Genomic DNA, 18,846 nt, shown 5'->3' with positions numbered 1-18,846 from the left:
CACCGCGGCCGGCCCGGGCGTCGTCGTGCGCCTCGCGGACCGCGGCCCGCATCTCCGGGGCCCGGCGCCCCGGCACGGGCAGCCCCGGGGTGCTCGTGATCGCGCGCCCCACCTCGGCCGCGACCGCCACGACCTCGGCCTCCCGCGCCGCGAGCGCGTCGACCCGGGCCGTGAGGGCGGCGACCCGGCCCTCGAGCCCGGTCCGTAGCTCGCGGGACTCCCCGAGCGCGGCGCGCACCCCGGTCACCCCCTCGGCGACCTCCGCGACCGCGGCCGGGTCGACCGGTGTCGCCGTGCCCGCGTGGGCCAGCGGGTCGGTCAGGACGGCGGACCGGAGCGCCTGGAGACGCTCCGCGAGAGGTTCGAGGCCGGCGGACGCGCCCTCGGCCCGGAGACCGGCGACCTCGCGCTCGAGCGGTTCGAGCTGGGCGGCGACGGCGTCCCACACCGCGGCGACGGCGGCGACCACGGCCGTCGCGGCGTCGAAGGCGGCCGTCATCCGCGCGAGCAGGGCGTCGGCGCTGGTGCGGGTGACCTGCGAGGTGGGCCCGAGGAGCCCGCGGCGCTGCAGCGGGACCGCCTCCTCGCTGACGGTGACGGTGTCGTCGTGCAGGGCCCGGTGGGCGGCGGCGAGCTCCTCGGCGGTGGGCCGGGACCGGGTGCCGCGCGCCTCGCGGGCGGCGGCGACCGCCGCGCGGTAGAGCGCGAGGTCGCGGTGCAGCTCGGCGACGGTGGCGAGGGTCTGCTCGCGCCGCTGCGCCGACACCCCCGTGAACCCGCCGGGGGCCAGCAGCCGGTGGCCGGGGTGGGCCTCGAGGTCGACCAGCGAGGCGGACGCCCGCACGACGGCGTCCTCGGCGGCCGACAGCTCGGCGTCGAGGGCGGCCCGCTCCGGACTCGTCACGGTGCTCATCCTGCGTACGCGCCGGTGACGGGGACCGCGGCGGCACTGCCGACGGTGGCGGTGGCGATCCCGGCCAGCGTGCCGTCGGTGCGGATCCGGTCGAGGACGCCGTTGACGAAGCGGAGCAGGTCGGGGTTCTGCGGGGCGACGCCGATGCCGTAGGCCTCGGAGCCGAGGGCGGGCCCGCGGACCTCGAGCCGCCGGTCCTCCAGCGCGAACCCGGTGAGGATGGTGTCGTCGGTGCTGGCGGCGTCGACCTGGCCCTGCTGGAGCAGGACGAGGCAGTCGCTGTTCTCGGGCACCCCGACGGCGACCGGCGCCCGGCCGTCGGCGCCGCGCGTGCGCTGCAGGGTGGCCATCGAGGTGGTGCCGAGCGGGGCGCACACGGGGCGTCCGCCGAGGTCGGCGATCCCCGTGACCGGCGAGACCCGCGGCACCACGAGCCGCTGGGAGGCGTCGTAGTACACCGACGACAGACCGATCTGCCGCTTGCGCTCGCACGTGATCGTCAGGGCCTGCACGACGAGGTCGACCGAGCCGGAGAGCAGGTTCGGGATCCGCTGGGCGGCGCTCTCGATGCGGAACTGCACGCGGGTGGGGTCGCCGAAGATCGCCCGGGCCATCTCCCGGGCCACGGCGACGTCGAGGCCGGTGAGCTCGCCGGTGCGCGGGTCGCGGTAGCTCAACGGGACCGTCGACTGGTCGACCCCCACGACGAGCACCCCGCGCGCCACGATCCGCGCCATCGTCGAGCCCGCGGGCATCGCACCCGGGGGCACCGGCGGGGTGGGGGTGAGGCTGACCCGGGGGTCGCCGCAGCTGGTGTCGGGCGCCGCGACCGGGGCACCGGCGAGCGTGGTGGTGCCGGCGGGGACGGGCCGGATCGGCACCACCGGGCCGGCCGGGGGCGTGCCCGCGCAGCCCGCGAGCAGGACGACCAGCGCCGCGAGCAGCGCCGCGACCGCCGTGAGCACTGCGCGGGACGTCACCGGTACTCCTGCAGCCGCGGCCACACCCCGGCGGCGAGCCCGCCCGCGGCCACCAGGGTGAGCACCACCGTGCCGACCGCCAGCAGCGTCGTCGCGGCCAGGGCGCCGGAGGCGGCGTCGGACGCCGTGGCCTCCGTCGCAGTGATCGCCCGGTCGAGCGCGTCCTGGACCTGGTCGACCGAGCCCTCGCCGCCGGTGGGCGCGGTGGAGAGCGCGAGCGCGACCGCCTCCTCGTAGTTGCCCGAGAGGTCGAGCGTGCGGACGAGCTGGTGCACGCTGATCCCCGCGCGGCCCGCGACCGTGGCGGCGCCCGCGTCGTCGGCCACCGCGCCCCCGCCCGCCTGCTCGCCCGCGCGCTGGAGCAGGCCCTCCCAGCCGTAGAGCGCGATGCTGCGCCGCACGTAGTCCTGCTCGTACTGCCCGCCGGTCGACCGGGCGACGAGGGTGAGGATCTCGTCGCTGCGCGACTGCAGGACCGCGAAGCGCGCGGCGACGAGGTCGCGGTTCGGCTCCGACCCCTGGTCGCGTGCCGTGCCGGTGAGCAGCGCGCACGTGCCGAGCGCGAGCACCCCCCACACCCCGAGCAGGGCGAGCGCGCCGCCCGCGAGCGCGACCCCGGGGGTGAGCCGGCGCCGGGTGGTGCGCCGGATGCGGCGGTGCAGCAGACCCAGCGCGACGAGGGCCGCCGCCAGCGCGAGGACGGCGAGGACCGTCCACGCCCCGCCGTCGGCCCGCGCCTGGTCCTCGGCGAGCTCGGCGGCCTGCACGTCGTAGACCTGCTGCGCGGCCGGGAGCAGGGTGGTCCGCAGGAACGACGAGGCCTCACGCAGGTAGGCCGACCCGTAGGTGAGGCCCTGCCGGTCGGCCGCGCGCGCGGTCTCGACGAGCCCCGCGTACACCGGCACGCCCTGGGCGAGGGTGGTGACCGCCGGGTCGGTGACCCCGACGTCGGCGTCGGTGGAGGCCCCGACCACCGTGAGCGCCCGGCCCGCGGCCGCCAGGTCGGTCTCGTAGCGCAGACGCAGCGACTCCGGCTCGCCCGCGCCGAGGAGGAACCCCTGGCCGGCGGTGGCGTCGGCGTCGGACAGCGCGCGGTAGAGCTCCTGGGCCGACGCGGTGAGCGGGCCGCTGCGCGAGACGACGTCGGAGGCCGCGGCCTGGGTGCGCAGCACGGCGACGAGCACCACGACCCCGGCCAGCAGGACCAGCAGCAGCGTGGCCAGGGCGGCCCGGGCGAGGCGGCCGACCCGTGTGGTGCGGCCCAGCTCCCGGGCCCGGGAGAGGCGCGCGCGCAGCGGGGGCGGGGCGTCGTCGGGAAGGACCGACGTGCGATCGGGCGTCGTGGTCACGAGCAGTCACCCCCCTGGCGTTCGTGGCGTCGATCACCATAACGGAGGGGTCCGACGGTGGAGCCCGGTCGCGCGGGCGGATCGGGACTCAGTACGGGGCGTAGGCCCAGCCCAACGGCCTCTGGAAGAAGTCGACGGGGACGATCCCGACCCGGTGGTGCGCGCTGGAGGACACCACGCGGCCGTCACCGAGCGAGAGCGCGACGTGCCCGTCGGAGGAGGTGTCGTAGAAGACCATCGCGCCGCGCGGGGCGTGCCGCCAGTCGGTGTGCTGGTCCTGGGACTCCCAGTCCTGGATCGCGCTGGCGTAGTGGCCCTGGGTGCCGAAGGCGTTCTCGACGGCCCGCTCGCACCAGTTCTCGTAGGTCGTCGAGCCGATGTGCGACTCGAACCGGTCGATGGCCCCCTCGACCTTCGCGGCCCGCTGCGCCATGCCCGCGGCCTTCGTGAGCTCGGGGACCGTCGCGGCCGCCGACGTCGGCTCCGCGGTCACCGGCGCGGCCGCGGCACCGCGGGTGGTGGGGGTGGACCCGGCCGTGAGGTGCAGGTCGGCGGCGATCGTCGGGACCGACGGCGCGGACAGGTGCGTGGCGTGGGCGCCGGCGACGGCCGCGCCGAGGGCGCCGGCGGCGAGTCCGAGCACGACGGTCACCGGGTGCGCGGCGCCCGGGAGCGACGACGGGAGGGCAGCGGTCACGGGGGTCACCTCTCTGCGACGACGGCGGCCCGGTGAGGGAGCGGGGGAGCGTGACCGGGCCGTGATCCGATCGTGGCACCGTAGCAACCAATTCCGTTCCCGCGCGTCGGACCCGCATTCTTGTCGAATTCCGGGCCCGCTCTTGACCGTTCCTTTGCCGAATTCCCCTCCGCGGCCACGGCGATTCCACATCGCGTGGATACGCTGCTCGACGGCCGTTCGGAGCTCGGGAGAGGACCTGCCGGTGTCGGCACATCTGACGTGGCTCGAGGCGGCCGTGATCGGCGCGATGCAGGGCGTCGCGGAATTGTTCCCGGTGTCCAGTCTGGGGCATTCGATCCTGCTGCCGGCCGTGATCGGGGGATCGTGGGCGCGGGACCTGGACGTGTCGGCGCCCGACTCGCCCTACCTCGCCTTCGTCGTCGGCCTGCACGTGGCGACGGCGATCGCGATGATCGTGTACTTCCGGCGCGACTGGGTGCGGATCGTCCGCGGGCTCGTGACGAGCGTGCGCGACCGGGAGGTGGCCACCCCCGACCAGCGGCTGGCGTGGCTGCTGGTGGCCGCGACGATCCCGGTGGGCCTCGCCGGGCTGCTGCTCGACCACCTGTTCCGCACGCTGCTCGCGCGCCCGGTGCCGACGGCGGTGTTCCTCGTCGTGAACGGCGTCCTGCTGATCGCGGTGGAGGAGCTGACCCGCCGGCGCACGACCGTCCCCGCCGCCGAGGCGCCCACGGTCCGGCTCGAGGCCCCCACCGAGGTGCTGCACGCGGCACCCGGCGGGACGCGCGTCGCGCCGCCGCCCACCGCCGAGGAGGCGTCCGACGCGCGGACGTCCCGGCTGCCGTGGCTCACCGCGGTGCTCATCGGCGCCGCCCAGATCCTCGCGCTGCTGCCCGGCGTCAGCCGGTCCGGCGCGACGATCGGCGCCGGCCTGCTGGCCCGGCTCTCCCACGAGGACGCGGCCCGCTTCGCGTTCCTGCTCGCGACCCCGGTGATCCTCGCGGCCGGGGTGCTCGAGGTCGGCGACCTGGCCGGGCCCGCGGGCGACGGGATCCGCGGCCAGGTGCTGCTGGGCTCGGTGCTCTCCGGGATCGGCGCCTACGTGTCCGTGCGCTACCTGACCCGGTACTTCGAGCACCGCTCCATGCGCCCGTTCGGCGTCTACTGCATCGTCGCGGGGGCGGCCTGCCTGGCGTGGTTCACCCTGGCCTGAGCGGGCCGGCTCAGCTCCACCCGTACGACGACCGCAGCTCGCGCGCCACCGCGTCGAACCGGTCCTGCGGGACCACCGCGCCCTCGCGCCGGATGCCGTGCTCGGGCACCTCGAGCACCCGGTCGAGGCGGACGTAGGAGTCGCGGCCCTCGCGGTCCCACGCCCCGGAGCCGATCGGCACCCAGTTCGCGTCGTCCGCGCGGTGGCCCTGCGAGGAGAGCATCAGGCCCAGGAGCCCGTCGTTCCGGCCGGCCCGCGCGACGACGAGCACCGGCCGGTCCTTGCCCTGCGAGGCGTCCTCCTCGAAGGGCACCCAGGTCCACACGATCTCGCCGGGGTCGGCGGCCCCGTCGAGGTCGGGGGCGTAGGTGATCCTGCGGGCCCGCTCCGAGCTCGGCACCGTGCGCGCGCCCGACGGCGCCCCCGGGCCCGGCCGCCCCGGCGCCGGGGCACCCGGCCCGTCCTTCTTCTCCGAGGAGGTCAGGAGGTCCAGCCCGACCTGCAGTGCCCTGTTGACGAAGTCCCTGAATCCGGCCACGGCGCAGAGTCTGCACCGGGGCGGATTCGGCACACTCGGCCGGTGACCGTGCTCCTCGTCGTCGTCGGCGCCATGCTCGCGGCCGTCCTGCTGGCCGGGGCGGGCGACCGGCTGCGGCTGCCGTGGCCCGTGCTCCTGCTGCTGCTCGGGGCCGCCGCCGCCTTCGTCCCCGGGATCGACGCCCCCGACATCGACCCCGAGCTGATCCTCCCGCTGTTCCTGCCGCCGCTGCTCTACGCCACGGCCCAGCGGACGTCCTGGGCGCTCTTCCGGCTGCGCTGGCGCACGATCGCCTTCCTCGCGGTCGGGCTCGTGGTGGCCACCGTCGCCGCGGTCGCGGGCACGCTGGTGGCCCTCACCGGGGTCACCGCGGCGGCCGCGATCGCGCTGGGGGCCGCGGTGGCACCGCCCGACCCGGTGGCCGTGGAGGCGGTGGCCGGGCCGCTGAGGGTGCCCCGCCGGCTGGTGGCGACGCTGCAGAGCGAGGGCCTGTTCAACGACGCGACCTCGCTGGTGATCTTCCAGACCGCGATCGCCGCGGCCGTGGCCGGCAACGAGCTCGGCGGGCTCGGGATCGCGGGCCGGTTCGTCTACGGCGCCGTGGTGGCGGTGGTGCTCGGCTTCGTCGCGGCCTGGCTGGCGCGCAAGGTCCTCGACCGGCTCACCGCCGTGGTCGCCGGCAACGGCCTGACCCTCGTGCTGCCCTTCGCCGTCTACCTGGCCGCGGACGCGCTCGGCGCCTCCGGGGTGATCGCGGTGGTGGTCGCGGCGCTGCAGATGGGCCAGCACGCCGACGCCGACGCCTCCGAGGAGCGCCTGAGCTCGGCGTCGTTCTGGAACGTCGTCGAGATGCTCGTGACCGGGGTGGCGTTCGCCCTCATCGGGCTGGAGCTGCGCGCCGTGATCGAGCAGGCCGACACCTCGCTCGGCACGATCCTCGCGCACGCCGGGATCGTCTGCGGCGTCGTCGTCGGGGTCCGGCTGGCGTGGATGGCGGTGGCGCTGGCGGCGGTGCGCCTCGGGGAGCCCCGCCCCGCGGCGCGGGCCGTCCCCGCGACGGCGGCAGAGGCGCTCGTGCTCGGCTGGGCGGGCATGCGGGGGCTCGCGACCCTCGCCCTCGCGCTGGCCCTCCCGCTCACCCTCGACGACGGCTCGCCGTTCCCCGACCGCGCCGAGCTGGTGATCGTGGCGTGCGCGGTGCTCGTCGTGACGCTCGTGGGCCCGGGCCTGACGCTGCCGGTGCTCGTCCGGGCACTCGGGATGCGGGAGGACGACGCCGCCGCGGGCGAGGCCGAGCGCGCGCTCGCGGGCCGGGCCCGGCGCGCGGCGCTCGACCGGCTCGCCACGGTCGACCGCGAGGCCCTCGGGGTCGACGACGAGCAGGGCGGGCGCGTCCTCGACGAGCTCCGGACCCGGTTCGGCCGCGTCGGCCGGGTGCTCTCCGGCGACGACGTCCCGCGGCCGGGTCCCGACGACGAGAGCGACGACGACTACCGCGAGCGCCTCGCCCAGCTGCGGCGGCGCCGCGAGCAGTGGAACCGCCTGCAGGCCCTCGCGCTCGCGGCGGCCCGCCGGGAGGTGGTGGCCGCCCGCGCCGAGCCCGGGGTCGACCCGGAGGTGGCCGACCGCGTGCTCCGCCGCCTCGACGTCCGCAGCCTCGCGCGGGCGGCCCCGTAGGCCGCCCCGTCGACCGCCCCGGGGCCCGGTCAGGCCCCGGCCAGCGCCTCCAGCCACACGACGACGCCCTCGGCGCCGGCGTCGCGGTGGCCGTTCACCCGGTCGCCCAGGTACGACGACCGCCCGCGGCGCGGCGCCATCGTCTCGGTGGCCGCCGCGCCCTCCTTCGCCGCCCCGACGGCGTCGGCGAGCGAGCCCGACGACGCCAGCGCCTCGGCCGCGGGGAACAGCGCGTCGAGCATCGTCCGGTCGCCGGCCCGGGCGCCGCCGAGGTCGGAGACCCCCTCGGCCGCGGCGCGCAGGGCCGTCGCCCAGTCGCCGCCGTCGGCGAGGTGCTCCGCCGCGTGCAGCAGCCCCGTCGCGTAGAGCGGCCCGGAGGTGCCGCCGATCGCCTCGCGCAGGGTCGCCGCGATCCCGCGGAGCACCGCGACCGGGTCGTCCTCGTCGAACGACCCGAGGGCCTGCTGGACCGCCGTCGCCCCGCGGTCGAGCGAGGTGCCGAGGTCGCCGTCACCGGTGGCGGTGTCGAGCTCGGTCAGGCGCGGCTCGGCCTCGCGCACCGCGGTGCACACCGTCTCCACGATCTCCCGCAGGCGCGGCACGGGCGCGACGCCCGAGGGGGCCGCCGCCGCGGCGCCCTCCCCGGCGACCGCGGGCACGGTCGGCACCCCGCCGGCCACCGTCCCCGACCCCGACGGCCACGCCGCCGTGCGGGCCGGGGCGTCGAGCAGGGCGAGCCGGGCGTCGTCGAGCCCGAGCACCGCGACGGAGAAGCCCGCCATGTCGATCGAGGACAGGAACGTGCCCGCCCAGGCCCGCTCCACGACGATCCCGCGGTCCTCGAGGTTCTCCAGCGCCCGCCGCAGCAGGATCGCGAGCTCCATCGGCGGGGTGGCGCCGGTCCCGTTGACCAGCACGGCCACCCGGGAGCCGGAGGCGAACCCGCGGTCGTCGCAGACCGTCCCGACGACCTCGTCGACCAGCTCGTCGGCCGGGCGCAGCGACTCGCGGCGCACCCCCTGCTCGCCGTGGATGCCCAGGCCGATCTCGATCTCGTCGTCGGCGAGGACGAAGCCGGGTTCCCCCGCCGACGGCACGGTGGCGGCGGAGAGCGCCACGCCCATGGTGCCGACGGCCGCGGCCGCCTCCCGCGCCACCCGCGTGACCTCCTCGAGGGACGCGCCGGACGCGGCGGCGGCGCCCGCCACCTTCGTCACGAGCACCGTCCCGGCCAGCCCGCGGCGCCCGGCGGTGACGTCGTCGTCGGCGTCGAGCGCCACGTCGTCGGCCACCGTGACCATCTCGCAGGCGATCCCCTCGGCGCGCGCGAGCTGCGCGGCGAGCCCGAAGTTCAGCCGGTCGCCGGTGTAGTTCATGACGACGAGGAGGACGCCCGGCGAGCCCTCACCCGCCACGGCCCGGATGCCGGTGAGCACCGCGTCGGCCGACGGGGAGGCGAACACCTCCCCGCACACCGCGCCCGCGAGGTGCCCCGGTCCCACGTACCCGGCGTGGGCCGGCTCGTGGCCCGACCCGCCGCCGCTGAGCACCGCGACCTGGTCGCCCGGGAGGTCGGTCCGGACCAGGACGGTCGTACCCTCCACCAGCGCCGAGCCGGGGGTGGTGCGGACGACACCCTCGAGGGCGTCGCGGACCACCGCGGTGGGATCGTTGATCAGCTTCTTCACGACCACGGGGTACCCACGGTGGTCACCCGTTCGACACCGCGGGTCACCTGACCGGGTCTGAACCGCGGACGGGGCCCGGGCGTAAGCCGGGGGCAGCACGGTTCCGAGGAGAGGGAGGGGTGGGCAGTGGGCAACCACGGCAACGGCCCGGCCACGGGCGCGCACCGTGCCGTCGGCCCCGGTCGTCACCTCCCGCTCCTGCTCACCGCCGTGGGCGGCGTCGTGCTGCTCGGCCTGGGCGTCCTGCTCGGGCTCGTCCTCGGCCGGGGCTCCGGCGGCGCGGCCGCCGCGGCGCCCGTGGCGGCGGTGGCCCCGACCTCCACCCCCACGGCGCGGGCCGCCGACGCCACCGCCGGCGCGCCGCCGACCCTGATGGGCGAGGTGGTGCGCGTCGACACCGGCGACGAGGTGGTGGTGCGGGTCGGCACCGAGGAGGTCGTCGTCGGGATTCTCGGCATCGACGCCCCGGAGATGGCCGGGCCGACCCGGACCACGGGGGAGTGCGGCGCCGCCGAGGCCCTGCGCTTCGCCGACCGGACCCTGTCGGGCCAGACCGTCACCCTCGTCCCCGACCCGACGATCCCCGCGGTCGACGACCGGGGCCGCCGGCTCGCCTACGTCGTGCTGCCCACCCAGCTCAGCTACACCGACGCCGCGATCTCGGCGGGCGTCGTCACGGCCGACACCTCGCGCCGGCTCTGGTACGCGCCGGTGTTCGCCCGCGAGCAGGCCGAGGCGGTGAAGGCGGACCGCGGGATGTGGGGCGACCCCTGCGACGCCACCCCGGGTCGGCCGCTGCGCGCCGGCACCTGATCGTCACGAGGGCGTCACGCGGGGCCGCGAGGATGGCGGCATGCCGGAGATGTACGCGCACCTGCGCTGGCCCGACGGGACCCGGGAGCGGGTCTACTCGCCCTCGCTCGTGCTGGCCGAGCACCTCGACGAGGGGGCGGTCTACCCCCTCGCCGACTTCGCGCACCGCAGCCGGGCCGCGCTGACCGAGGCGAGCGAGCGGGTGCGGGCGCGCTACGGGTTCCCGTGCGGCCTGGCCGCGGCGTCGCTCGCCGGGATCGAGGCGCGGGTGGCGTCGTTCGGGGCGGGGGACGTGCTGGTGGAGGCCCTGGAGCGCTAGCGGGTGCCGAGCACGCCGCCGACCAGGCCCCCGACACCGTCGAGGACCTCGCCGACCGGGCCGCGCTCCCGCTCGCGCGTGGCCGGGGCGGCCTGCACGGCGTCGTCGGGGTCGGTCCGCGTGGTCTCGTCGGCGTCCGCGTCGTCGGGCTCGCGCGTCCGGGTGGGTTCCGCCGTGGGCTGCGAGGACCGCGTGGCCGAGGGCCTCGACGCGGTCGCCCGGACCGGCTGCGGCCCCTGGGTGCGGGCCGTGGTGACGGGCGCGGCGTCCTCGTCGGGTGCCTCGGTGGCGGGCGGCGCCGCGACGGGCGGGGCCGGGGAGGCCGGGACGACGAGGGACGGGTCGGGCACGCCGACGGCCGCGCCGCCGGCCACGACGGCCGGCCGGTCGGCGTCGGCCGTCATCTCGGCGACCGGGCCGGACGAGGCGATGGCGACCGTGCCGGCGAGGACCGCGCGGGCGGCCAGGCCGGCGAGGACGAGCACCCCGCGGGTGCCGGTGGCCCGGGGACGCGGGCCGGGGGCGTGGCCGGTCACGGCGCCGCGCATCACCGCGACGGGGCCGGCCGAGGTCGCGACGGGCCCCGCGACCAGCAGGCCGGGCGTCGTGAGCACGGCGGGCGCGGTGGCGGGCTCGGCGGCGACGAGCGCGCGCCGCAGCGTGCCGGACGCGGCGGCGGCGTCGGGGCGGTCGTCGGGATCGGACGCGGTCATCGCGGTGAGCAGCGCGGCCACGTCGGCGGGGAGGTCGTCGGGGACGGCCGGCCCGCGGTCGAGCCGGGCCTGCGCCGCGGACAGCGGGTCGCCGGGGAAGGCGCGCCGCCCGGTGAGGGCCTCGAGGAGGACGAGGGCGAGCGCGTACACGTCGGCCCCGGGTCCGGGGCTCTCGCCGCGCACCTGCTCGGGCGCGAGGTAGGGCGCCGCCCCGACGGTCAGCCCGGTGTCGGTGAGGCGCGGGGCGTCGGCCACGAGCGCGACCCCGAAGTCGGAGAGGTGGGCGCGGCCGTCGACGTCGTAGAGGACGTTCGCGGGTGTCACCGCCCGGTGCAGCACGCCGGCGCGGTGGACGTGCTCGAGGGCGCCGGCCACCGCGGCGCCGGTGCGCAGGGCGTCCGGGAGCGGCAGGGGCCCGCCGTCGGGGCCCGCGAGGCGGTCGGCGAGCGACCCGCCGTCGAGCAGGGCCATCACGACGAAGGCGCGGCCGTCGTGCTCCTCGACGTCGTAGACCGGGACGAGGCCCGGGTGGTCCATCTTGGCGAGCAGACTCAGCTCACGACCGGCCCGCGGATCGGCCTCCACGCGGAACGTCTTGAGGGCGGTGTCGCGACCCAGCAGCGTGTCGTGGGCGAGGAACACCGTCGAGCCGACGCCGCGGCCGAGCACGCGGCCGATCTCGTACCGCCCGGCCAAGCGGGCCGGCAGTGTCGGGACGCCCACCGTCGTCATGCGGGTGTACCTCCAGCCGTCCGGTGGGAACGCATCGAATCAGGGGTTGCACCGGATGCGGCCGATTCACACCGCTTGTTCGCCCGATCACGTGACGCCGACGACCCGGACGTGACGGCCCCGACGGGCTCGTTGACAGAAGTTGCAGTCCCGAGTACAACTTTGCCCGGGTCGCCGTGATACTGAATCGTGCGCGACCTGCACGAACGAGCAGTCCCGGGTCTCCCGGGGACGAACCGCAAGGACGCGACGGAGCAGTGGGCGCCGAGGACCTCGACGACGAGGACGTACCCGCCCTGACCACCGGTCAGGCCGCGGTGGTCATCGGGGTGCAACCGGCGTTCCTCCGCAGTCTGGATGCGGGCCGGATGCTGCGTCCGCACAGATCCGCGGGCGGACATCGGCGCTGGACGCGCCGGCAGCTGGCCCTCGCGACCAGGATGCGTGCGCTCTTCGACGAGGGTCTGACCCTCACCGCGGCCTGGAAGGTCGTCACCCTGGAGGACCGGGTGGGCGAGGTCACGCGGGAGCGCGACGTCGCCCGGGCCGAGCTCGAGTGCGCCCGGCACGAACTGGCCCGGGTGCACCACGAGTCGGCCGAGGCAGCGCCCGAACCGGGTCTGATCACCTGGGCCGGGTCGTCCGTGCACGCCCACCGCGTGCCCGGGCTCCACCGCGTGACCGGGTCCGGCCCGGCCGCACCACCGTCGACCACCCCTGCGACCACCACGGACGTCACCTCGCCATGAAGCTCATCGACCCCACCCGCACCCACCGCCCCATCGCGCTGCGCCGCCCGATGCCGCCCGCGCTCGCGCGCATCCCGCTCGTCGACCTGTGCACCTGCAAGCACCCCCGCGAGTCCCACGAGCACTACACCGTGGCCGAGGACTGCGCCCAGTGCGACTGCCGCTCCTTCGTGCGCTGGGAGCCCGCCTCCATTTGACCGCGCGCTGATCCACACCTCGGCCCCCGTCGCCCGGCGACGGGGGCCGAGTCGTGTCCGGGGGAGAGCCCGGTCGCTCCTCGGAGGCGCGCGGCCCCGGGCCGACCTACTCTGGAGCGGTGACCACCGTGGACGAACCGGCACGAACCGGACCGGTGGAGCCCGTCGCCCCGTCGGTCCCGCGGGCCCTCGTCGTCGGCGCGGGCATCGCCGGCCTCGCCGCCGCCACCTCGCTGCACCGCGCGGGCTGGCGGGTCACCGTCTGCGAGCGCGCCCCCGCCCGGCGCACCGGCGGGTACTTCGTCCGGCTCGCGCCCTCCGGCGTCGAGGCCGCTACAAGGCTCGGGGTCGACGAGGGCCTGCGCAGCCGCCTGCCGGTCGACGGGGTCGTCACCGGCGTCGACGGCCGCGGCCGCACCACGAGCCGCGTCGAGGCCGCCATCGGCGACGACGGCGGGAGCCTCGCGCTGGTCCGCGGCGACCTCGAGGCCGCCCTGTGGGAGGGCCTTCCCGACGAGGTGGAGGTGCGGTTCGGCACCGCGCCCGAGAGCGTCGGGGCGGACGGCACGGTCGTCCTCGACGGCGCGGCGCACCGCTGGGACCTCGTCGTGGGCGCCGACGGCGTGCGGTCCACGGTCCGCGGCCTGGTCTTCGGCCCGGAGGAGGAGTTCCGGCACGACTTCGACCACGTGGTGATCTCGGCCGTCCTCCCGCGGCTGCCGGGGGAGCTCGTGGAGGGCGACTACGTGGTGCTCGTCGAGCCCGGGCGCACCGCGCACCTCATGGCGATGGCCGGGCACGACCCGGTGGTGTTCTTCACCTACCGCGCCGACCTCGCGCAGGCGGCCGGCACCGCCCCCGCCGAGCGGCCCGAGCAGGCGCTGCGCGCCGTGTACGGCGACTTCGACGGGCTCATGCCCGAGATCCTCGACCTCGTGGCCGAGGCCGGCACCACCCACGCCGACACGGTGGGCCAGATCCACCTCGAGCGCTGGAGCCGCGACCGGGTCGTGCTGCTCGGCGACGCCGCCTGGTGCCCCACCCTGTACTCGGGCCACGGCTCCGCGCTGGCCCTCACCGGGGGCGAGGCGCTCGGCCGCCACCTGCGGGTCGCCGACGACGCCCGCTCCCCGGACGTCCCGGGCGCGCTCGCGCGCTGGGAGGCCGAGCAGCGCCCCGGCACCGACGCCGCCCGGTCGGCCGCCCGGCGCGCCCGGCACTTCTTCCTGCCCGGCAACCGGCTGGTGGCCGCGATCCGCGGGGCGGCGCTGCGCGTGGCGTCGTGGTCGCCGGTCGCGCGCCTGCTCCGCTGACCGGGGGCCCCCTCCGGACGGCCGGGTACGGACGGCGACGTTCACCCGACGGTCACCGTCCGTCCGGGTCGCGACGGTGTTCCACTCCGTAGACTGCAGCTCGATCGGGTACCCGGTCCGTCGACTACGCTGGGCCATCCGATGGTCGCGGTCCGACGGTCCGTCGTCGAGCAATCCCCGACGAGGCACCCCCGCCGCGGCCGCCTCGGCCGCACCCTGGCGGGGACCCGCCGCCGGTCACGCCGACGCTGTCGAAAGGACGAGTCCCGACCCCCATGCAGCCCGCTCCTGAGTCCCCCCGGACCTCGCGTTCCCTGATCTCCCGGCTCGCCGACCCGTTCGGTCTGGCCCGGGCGGCGGTGGACGCGCTCGACCCGTCGCGCCACCGCGGCCGCCGGGTGTGGCGCGGGGACGGCCGGGTGCACATCGGTGTCCCGGCGACGTCCCGCGAGGCCGGCAGCGAGCTCCTGCGGGCGGTGGAGAAGGCGCTCACCGCGCACCCTGCCGTCGACTGGGCGAGCGTCAACGCGGCCCTGGGCGTGGTGGTCGTGGCGCTGTCCGACGAGGCCGACGCCGTCGACGCCGACCCCGACGACGTCACCGAGGACCTGATCGACCTCGTCGAGGTCCTCGAGGAGACCGAGCAGCAGGGCCTCGGGGACATCCATCCCGCCGGGGGCCACTCGAGCACGGCGGTGTCCCGGGCGCTGACCGCCTTCGGGGCCGACCTCGCCGGCCTCGGGTTCGCCGGCATCGGCTCGGTGCTGCGGCGCACCCCGCTGCCCGTGCAGTACGCGTCCGCCGCCTCGTTCGTCGACCACCAGCCGCGCCTGCGCGCCGTCGTCGAGCGCGCCCTGGGCCGCCAGCGGGCCGACGTCCTGCTCGCCCTCACCAACGCCGCCGGCCAGGGCCTCGGCCAGGGCTCCACCGGCCTGCTCGTCGACGCCGCCTACCGGGCCATGCAGGTGGCCGAGGCCCGCGCCGCCGCCGACGCGTTCGCCCGCGCCGAGCCGCGGTACATGGCCACCCCCGAGCAGGTGTCGGCCACCGCCGCCGACGACCTCACCCTCGACGCCCGCCCGGTCCCGTTCCCCGACGGCCCCGTCGAGCGCCACGGCGACCAGGTCGGCGCCGCCGCGCTGGGCGGCTTCGGCGCGACCGCGCTGCTCGCCGGCCCGGGCCGGGCCGTCGGCGTCGCGATCGCCACGCTGCCGAAGGCCGGCCGGATGGGCCGCGAGGGTTTCGCGACGACGTTCGGGCGCGTGCTCTGCAAGCGCGGCGCGGTGGTCGTCGAGCCGACGGTGCTGCGCCGCATGGACCGCATCGACACCGTGGTCCTCGACGCCGCCGCGCTCACCACCGGCGCGCTGATGCTCGGCGACCTGCTGCTGGTCGACGACGCCCCGGAGCTGACCGCCCCCGACGGCACGCCCGTGGGTGTGGAGTCGCTGACGCCGCTCGTGCACGAGCTGTTCGACCCCGCCGACGCCACCCGCGCCGTGTCCCACCACGCCGGCTGGTCCCTCGCGCCGCTCGAGGAGGGCCGCGAGGACGAGCCGGTGATCGCCGAGGCCGTCGACACCCTGCGCGGCGACGGCGCCACCGTGGTGCTCGCGCTCTCCCACGACGACCTGCCGGTGGCGGTCGTCGGCGCCCTGCCCGAGCCCGCGGCCGCCGCCGAGGCCCTGGGCGCGGCCGCCCGCCGGGCCGGCCTGACGCTGGTCGTCGGGACCGACACGACGACGTCCGGCGCCGCCTCGCTCGACCGCGAGGTCCCCGGGGGCGAGGGCCTGGCCGCCGCCGTGCGCATGCTGCAGGCCGAGGGCGCCGGCGTCCTCGTCGTCTCGCGCGACCGCCGCGCCCTGGCCGCCGCCGACCTCGGGGTCGGCGTCGCCCGCGGGGACGGGATCGCCGCGTGGGGCGCCCACGTCCTCGTCGGCGACGACCTGACGACGGCCGCGCTGCTCATCGAGGGCGTCAAGGTCGCGAAGGCGACCTCGGGCCGGTCGGTGGCGCTCGCCCGCGCCGGCACCGTCCTCGGGGCGGCGATGGCCACGGCCGGGACCGCACCGCGCAGCGCCTCCCTCGCGGGGCTCGCGGTCAACGGGGCGGCCGGGGTGGCGCTCGGCGCCGGGGCCTGGTCGGCCTCCGAGCTGGGCCGGAAGACCCTCGTGCCCGGCGTCTCCCGCACGCCCTGGCACGTCATGCCCGCCGACACCGTCCTCACCCGCCTCGACACCTCCGAGCGCGGCCTCACCTCCGCCGAGGCGGTCCGCCGCACCCGGGAGGACCCGGCCGCGGACGCCGAGGAGACCCCCTCGCTGGGGCGGGCCTTCATCGACGAGCTGAACAACCCGCTGACCCCGGTGCTCGCCGGCGGCGCGGTGCTCTCCGCGGCGATCGGCGCGGTGGCCGACGCGGCCATCGTCGTCGGGGTCACCGCGGCCTCCGCGCTCATCGGGGGCGTGCAGCGGGTGGTCACCGACCGCGCCGTCGCCGGGCTGCTGGAACGCTCGTCCACCCGGGCCCGCGTGCTGCGCGACGGGCAGCCGACCGCGGTGACGGCCGACGACGTCGTCGTCGGCGACATCGTCGAGCTCGGTCCCGACGACGTCGTCCCCGCCGACTGCCGCGTGCTGCGCGCCGACGCCCTCGAGCTCGACGAGTCCTCGCTGACCGGCGAGTCGCTGCCGGTGACCAAGACGGCGGCCCCGGTGATCGCCCGCTCGGTCGCCGACCGCCGCTCGATGCTCTACGAGGGCACCACTGTCGCCACCGGCCGCGGCCGCGCCGTGGTCGTCGCCACCGGCTCGTCCACCGAGGTCGGGCGCTCCACCGCGGCGGCCCGGGCCAACGCCCCCGTCGCGGGCGTCGACCAGCGCCTGTCCGGCATCACCAAGGTGACCACCCCGCTGGCGCTGGCCTCGGCGGTCGCCGTCGTGGGCGCGGGCGCGATCCGCGGCTTCCCCATGCAGCAGAACCTGCACGCCGGCGTCGGGCTCGCCGTGGCGTCGGTGCCCGAGGGCCTGCCGTTCATCGTCTCGGCCGCCCAGCTGGCGTCGGCGCGGCGGCTGAGCGCCGAGGGCGCGCTCGTCCGCAACCCGAAGACGATCGAGGCGGTGGGGCGCGTCGACGTCCTGTGCTTCGACAAGACCGGCACGCTCACCGAGGGCAAGCTCGCGCTCTCGGCGATCTCCGACGGCGTCAAGCTGCGGCCCACCGACCGGCTGCGCAAGCGCCAGCGCCGCGTCCTCGCGGCCGCGCTGCGCGCCACGCCGCGCCCCCGGCCGGGGGAGCGGCTCGCCCACCTCACCGACCGGGCCGTCGTGTTCGGCGCCCAGTCCTTCGACGTCGAGCCCGAGCACAAGCGGGCCGGCTGGTGGCCGCTCGCCTCGCTCGACTTCGACCCGAGCCGCGGCTACCACGCGACCCTCGGCGAGGCGCGTTCCGAGGAGGGCGCGAAGGAGCAGGTCCTCTCGGTCAAGGGCGCCCCCGAGGTCGTCATCGCGCGGTGCGCCGACTGGGCGGGCACCCCGCTCGACGACGAGTCGCGCCAGCGCCTCGTGGAGCACACCGAGCTGCTCGCCGGGCAGGGCATGCGCGTGCTGGCCGTGGCCGAGCGCTCGGCGGCCTGGGGTGACGCCGACGTCGACGCCGCGGGTCCGCTCGAGGTGGTCGACGAGGACGTGGACGACCTCAGCTTCGTCGGGTTCGTCGGCTTCACCGACCCGGTCCGGGCCGGCTCGCAGGCCACGGTCCGCGACCTGCGCGACGCGGGCGTGCAGGTCGTCATGATCACGGGCGACCACCCGAGCACCGCCGAGGCGGTCGCCGAGGAGCTCGACGTGCTCGGTGCCGACGCCGCGGCGGGCGACGCCACGCGCGGGATCGTCATCACCGGCCAGGAGATGGACGAGCTCGACGACGACGCCCTCGACGCGGTGCTGCCGACCGTCCGGGTGGTGGCCCGGGGGACCCCGGCCCACAAGGTCCGGGCCGTCCAGGCGTTCCAGCGGCTCGGCCGCACCGTCGCCATGACCGGCGACGGCGCCAACGACGCGCCGGCCATCCGGCTGGCCGACGTGGGCATCGCCCTGGGGCGCCGCGGCACGCCCGCCGCCCGCTCCGCCGCCGACCTCGTCGTCACCGACGACCGCCTCGAGACGATCCTCGCGGCGCTCGTCGAGGGCCGGGCCATGTGGGCGTCGGTGCGCGAGGCGCTCGGCGTGCTCGTCGGCGGCAACATCGGCGAGATCGCGTTCACGGTGCTCGGCGCGTCGACCACCGGGACCTCCCCGCTGACCGCGCGCCAGCTGCTGCTGGTCAACCTGCTCACCGACCTCGCCCCCTCGCTGGCGCTCGCCGTGCGCGCGCCGGCCCCGGGGGACGCCCGCTCCCTGCTCGCCGAGGGTCCGGAGGCCTCGCTCGGCGACGCGCTCAACCGCGAGATCGGGCTGCGCGCCGCCGCGACCGCCGGCGGGGCCACCCTCGCGTGGATCCAGGCGCAGGCCACGCCCTACGGCAGCCCGGCCCGGGCCCGGACGGTGGCCCTCGCGGCCCTCGTCGGGACCCAGCTCGGACAGACCGTGGCGGCCGGCGGGCACCGCAGCCCGCTCGTCGTCGGGGCCAGCGTGGTCTCCGCCGGCGCCCTGTTCGCCGTGGTGCAGACCCCGGGCGTCAGCCAGTTCTTCGGCTGCACGCCGCTGGGCCCGATCGCGTGGGGGCAGGCCGCGGGCTCGGCGGCCGCGGCGACCGTGGCCTCGATGGTGGGCCCGGAGCTCGTGCGCCGCTACGGCGACGTCGTCGCCCCCGAGGGCTCGACCCTCGCGGGTCTGGTGGAGCGGCTCGGCGAGGTCCGCGACGACGCGACCCGCCGGTACCTCGAGCTGCAGGAGCAGGCCACCGCTGCGCTGACCAGGTGAGTGGCGGTGATCACTTCACGGTGTTTGTGC

The 18,846-nt window shown here is 77.3% G+C and carries 14 protein-coding genes and 1 pseudogene; 8 read left to right on the top strand and 7 right to left on the bottom strand.

Features of this window, described 5'->3' with window-relative positions; all coding sequences use genetic code 11:
• From ACFPBZ_RS20940 to ACFPBZ_RS20925, 4 genes and pseudogenes are all read right to left on the bottom strand, one after another.
• Positions 1–904 (bottom strand): annotated as a pseudogene (locus tag ACFPBZ_RS20940) (hypothetical protein); the annotation flags it as partial.
• A gap of 5 nt (positions 905–909) precedes the next feature.
• Positions 910–1,893 (bottom strand): glutamate ABC transporter substrate-binding protein, encoded by a 984-nt coding sequence (locus ACFPBZ_RS20935; protein ID WP_378038044.1) that lies wholly within the window; start codon positions 1,891–1,893, stop codon positions 910–912.
• Positions 1,890–3,242 carry a hypothetical protein gene (locus tag ACFPBZ_RS20930; protein WP_378038043.1) on the bottom strand — a complete coding sequence of 451 codons (1,353 nt, stop codon included), beginning with the start codon at positions 3,240–3,242 and terminating at the stop codon, positions 1,890–1,892. Before ACFPBZ_RS20930 ends, ACFPBZ_RS20935 begins: the two co-directional genes overlap by 4 nt.
• Positions 3,243–3,330: 88 nt before the next feature.
• Entirely contained in the window at positions 3,331–3,939 is a 609-nt protein-coding gene (locus tag ACFPBZ_RS20925; protein ID WP_378038042.1) for a C40 family peptidase, read from the bottom strand.
• A 289-nt stretch (positions 3,940–4,228) separates the two neighbouring features.
• Between ACFPBZ_RS20925 and ACFPBZ_RS20920 the strand changes: the two genes are divergently transcribed.
• A complete protein-coding gene (locus ACFPBZ_RS20920; protein ID WP_378038046.1) occupies positions 4,229–5,155 on the top strand; it encodes an undecaprenyl-diphosphate phosphatase in 927 nt (308 codons plus the stop codon).
• Between the two features lie 10 nt (positions 5,156–5,165).
• Here ACFPBZ_RS20920 and ACFPBZ_RS20915 read toward each other — a convergent pair whose 3' ends face one another.
• Positions 5,166–5,693 carry a type II toxin-antitoxin system PemK/MazF family toxin gene (locus tag ACFPBZ_RS20915; RefSeq protein WP_378038041.1) on the bottom strand — a complete coding sequence of 176 codons (528 nt, stop codon included), beginning with the start codon at positions 5,691–5,693 and terminating at the stop codon, positions 5,166–5,168.
• A 42-nt stretch (positions 5,694–5,735) separates the two neighbouring features.
• Between ACFPBZ_RS20915 and ACFPBZ_RS20910 the strand changes: the two genes are divergently transcribed.
• Positions 5,736–7,370 (top strand): Na+/H+ antiporter, encoded by a 1,635-nt coding sequence (locus tag ACFPBZ_RS20910; RefSeq protein WP_378038040.1) that lies wholly within the window; start codon positions 5,736–5,738, stop codon positions 7,368–7,370.
• 29 nt (positions 7,371–7,399) lie between these two features.
• Here ACFPBZ_RS20910 and dhaL read toward each other — a convergent pair whose 3' ends face one another.
• A complete protein-coding gene (dhaL, locus tag ACFPBZ_RS20905) occupies positions 7,400–9,058 on the bottom strand; it encodes a dihydroxyacetone kinase subunit DhaL (protein ID WP_378038039.1) in 1,659 nt (552 codons plus the stop codon).
• Positions 9,059–9,184: 126 nt separating this feature from the next.
• Here dhaL and ACFPBZ_RS20900 point away from each other — a divergent pair, with 126 nt between their 5' ends.
• Complete coding sequence (locus ACFPBZ_RS20900) at positions 9,185–9,871, top strand: thermonuclease family protein (protein WP_378038038.1); 687 nt, start codon at positions 9,185–9,187, stop codon at positions 9,869–9,871.
• A gap of 40 nt (positions 9,872–9,911) precedes the next feature.
• On the top strand, positions 9,912–10,190 hold the full coding sequence (locus tag ACFPBZ_RS20895; RefSeq protein ID WP_378038037.1) for an MSMEG_0570 family nitrogen starvation response protein: 279 nt from the start codon (positions 9,912–9,914) through the stop codon (positions 10,188–10,190).
• Here ACFPBZ_RS20895 and ACFPBZ_RS20890 read toward each other — a convergent pair.
• A complete protein-coding gene (locus ACFPBZ_RS20890) occupies positions 10,187–11,635 on the bottom strand; it encodes a serine/threonine-protein kinase (RefSeq protein ID WP_378038036.1) in 1,449 nt (482 codons plus the stop codon). The genes ACFPBZ_RS20895 and ACFPBZ_RS20890 overlap by 4 nt on opposite strands.
• A gap of 257 nt (positions 11,636–11,892) precedes the next feature.
• Here ACFPBZ_RS20890 and ACFPBZ_RS20885 point away from each other — a divergent pair, with 257 nt between their 5' ends.
• The 4 genes from ACFPBZ_RS20885 to ACFPBZ_RS20870 all read left to right on the top strand — a co-directional run bounded on the left by ACFPBZ_RS20885 (position 11,893) and on the right by ACFPBZ_RS20870 (position 18,816).
• Positions 11,893–12,384: a MerR family transcriptional regulator gene (locus ACFPBZ_RS20885; protein WP_378038035.1), complete on the top strand. Its 492-nt coding sequence runs from the start codon at positions 11,893–11,895 to the stop codon at positions 12,382–12,384.
• Positions 12,381–12,581, top strand: coding sequence for a hypothetical protein (locus tag ACFPBZ_RS20880; RefSeq protein ID WP_378038034.1), 201 nt, complete (start codon positions 12,381–12,383; stop codon positions 12,579–12,581). The genes ACFPBZ_RS20885 and ACFPBZ_RS20880 overlap by 4 nt, the downstream gene beginning before the upstream one ends.
• 119 nt (positions 12,582–12,700) lie before the next feature.
• Positions 12,701–13,894: an FAD-dependent oxidoreductase gene (locus tag ACFPBZ_RS20875; RefSeq protein WP_378038033.1), complete on the top strand. Its 1,194-nt coding sequence runs from the start codon at positions 12,701–12,703 to the stop codon at positions 13,892–13,894.
• Positions 13,895–14,169: 275 nt separating this feature from the next.
• Complete coding sequence (locus tag ACFPBZ_RS20870) at positions 14,170–18,816, top strand: cation-translocating P-type ATPase (protein WP_378038032.1); 4,647 nt, start codon at positions 14,170–14,172, stop codon at positions 18,814–18,816.
• Positions 18,817–18,846 lie beyond the last annotated feature (30 nt).

Source organism: Actinomycetospora atypica (assembly GCF_042653685.1).
Taxonomy (GTDB): Bacteria; Actinomycetota; Actinomycetes; order Mycobacteriales; family Pseudonocardiaceae; genus Actinomycetospora; species Actinomycetospora atypica.
Note: the sequence above shows the minus strand (reverse complement) of the source record. Positions and strands in the feature narration are given on the sequence as shown.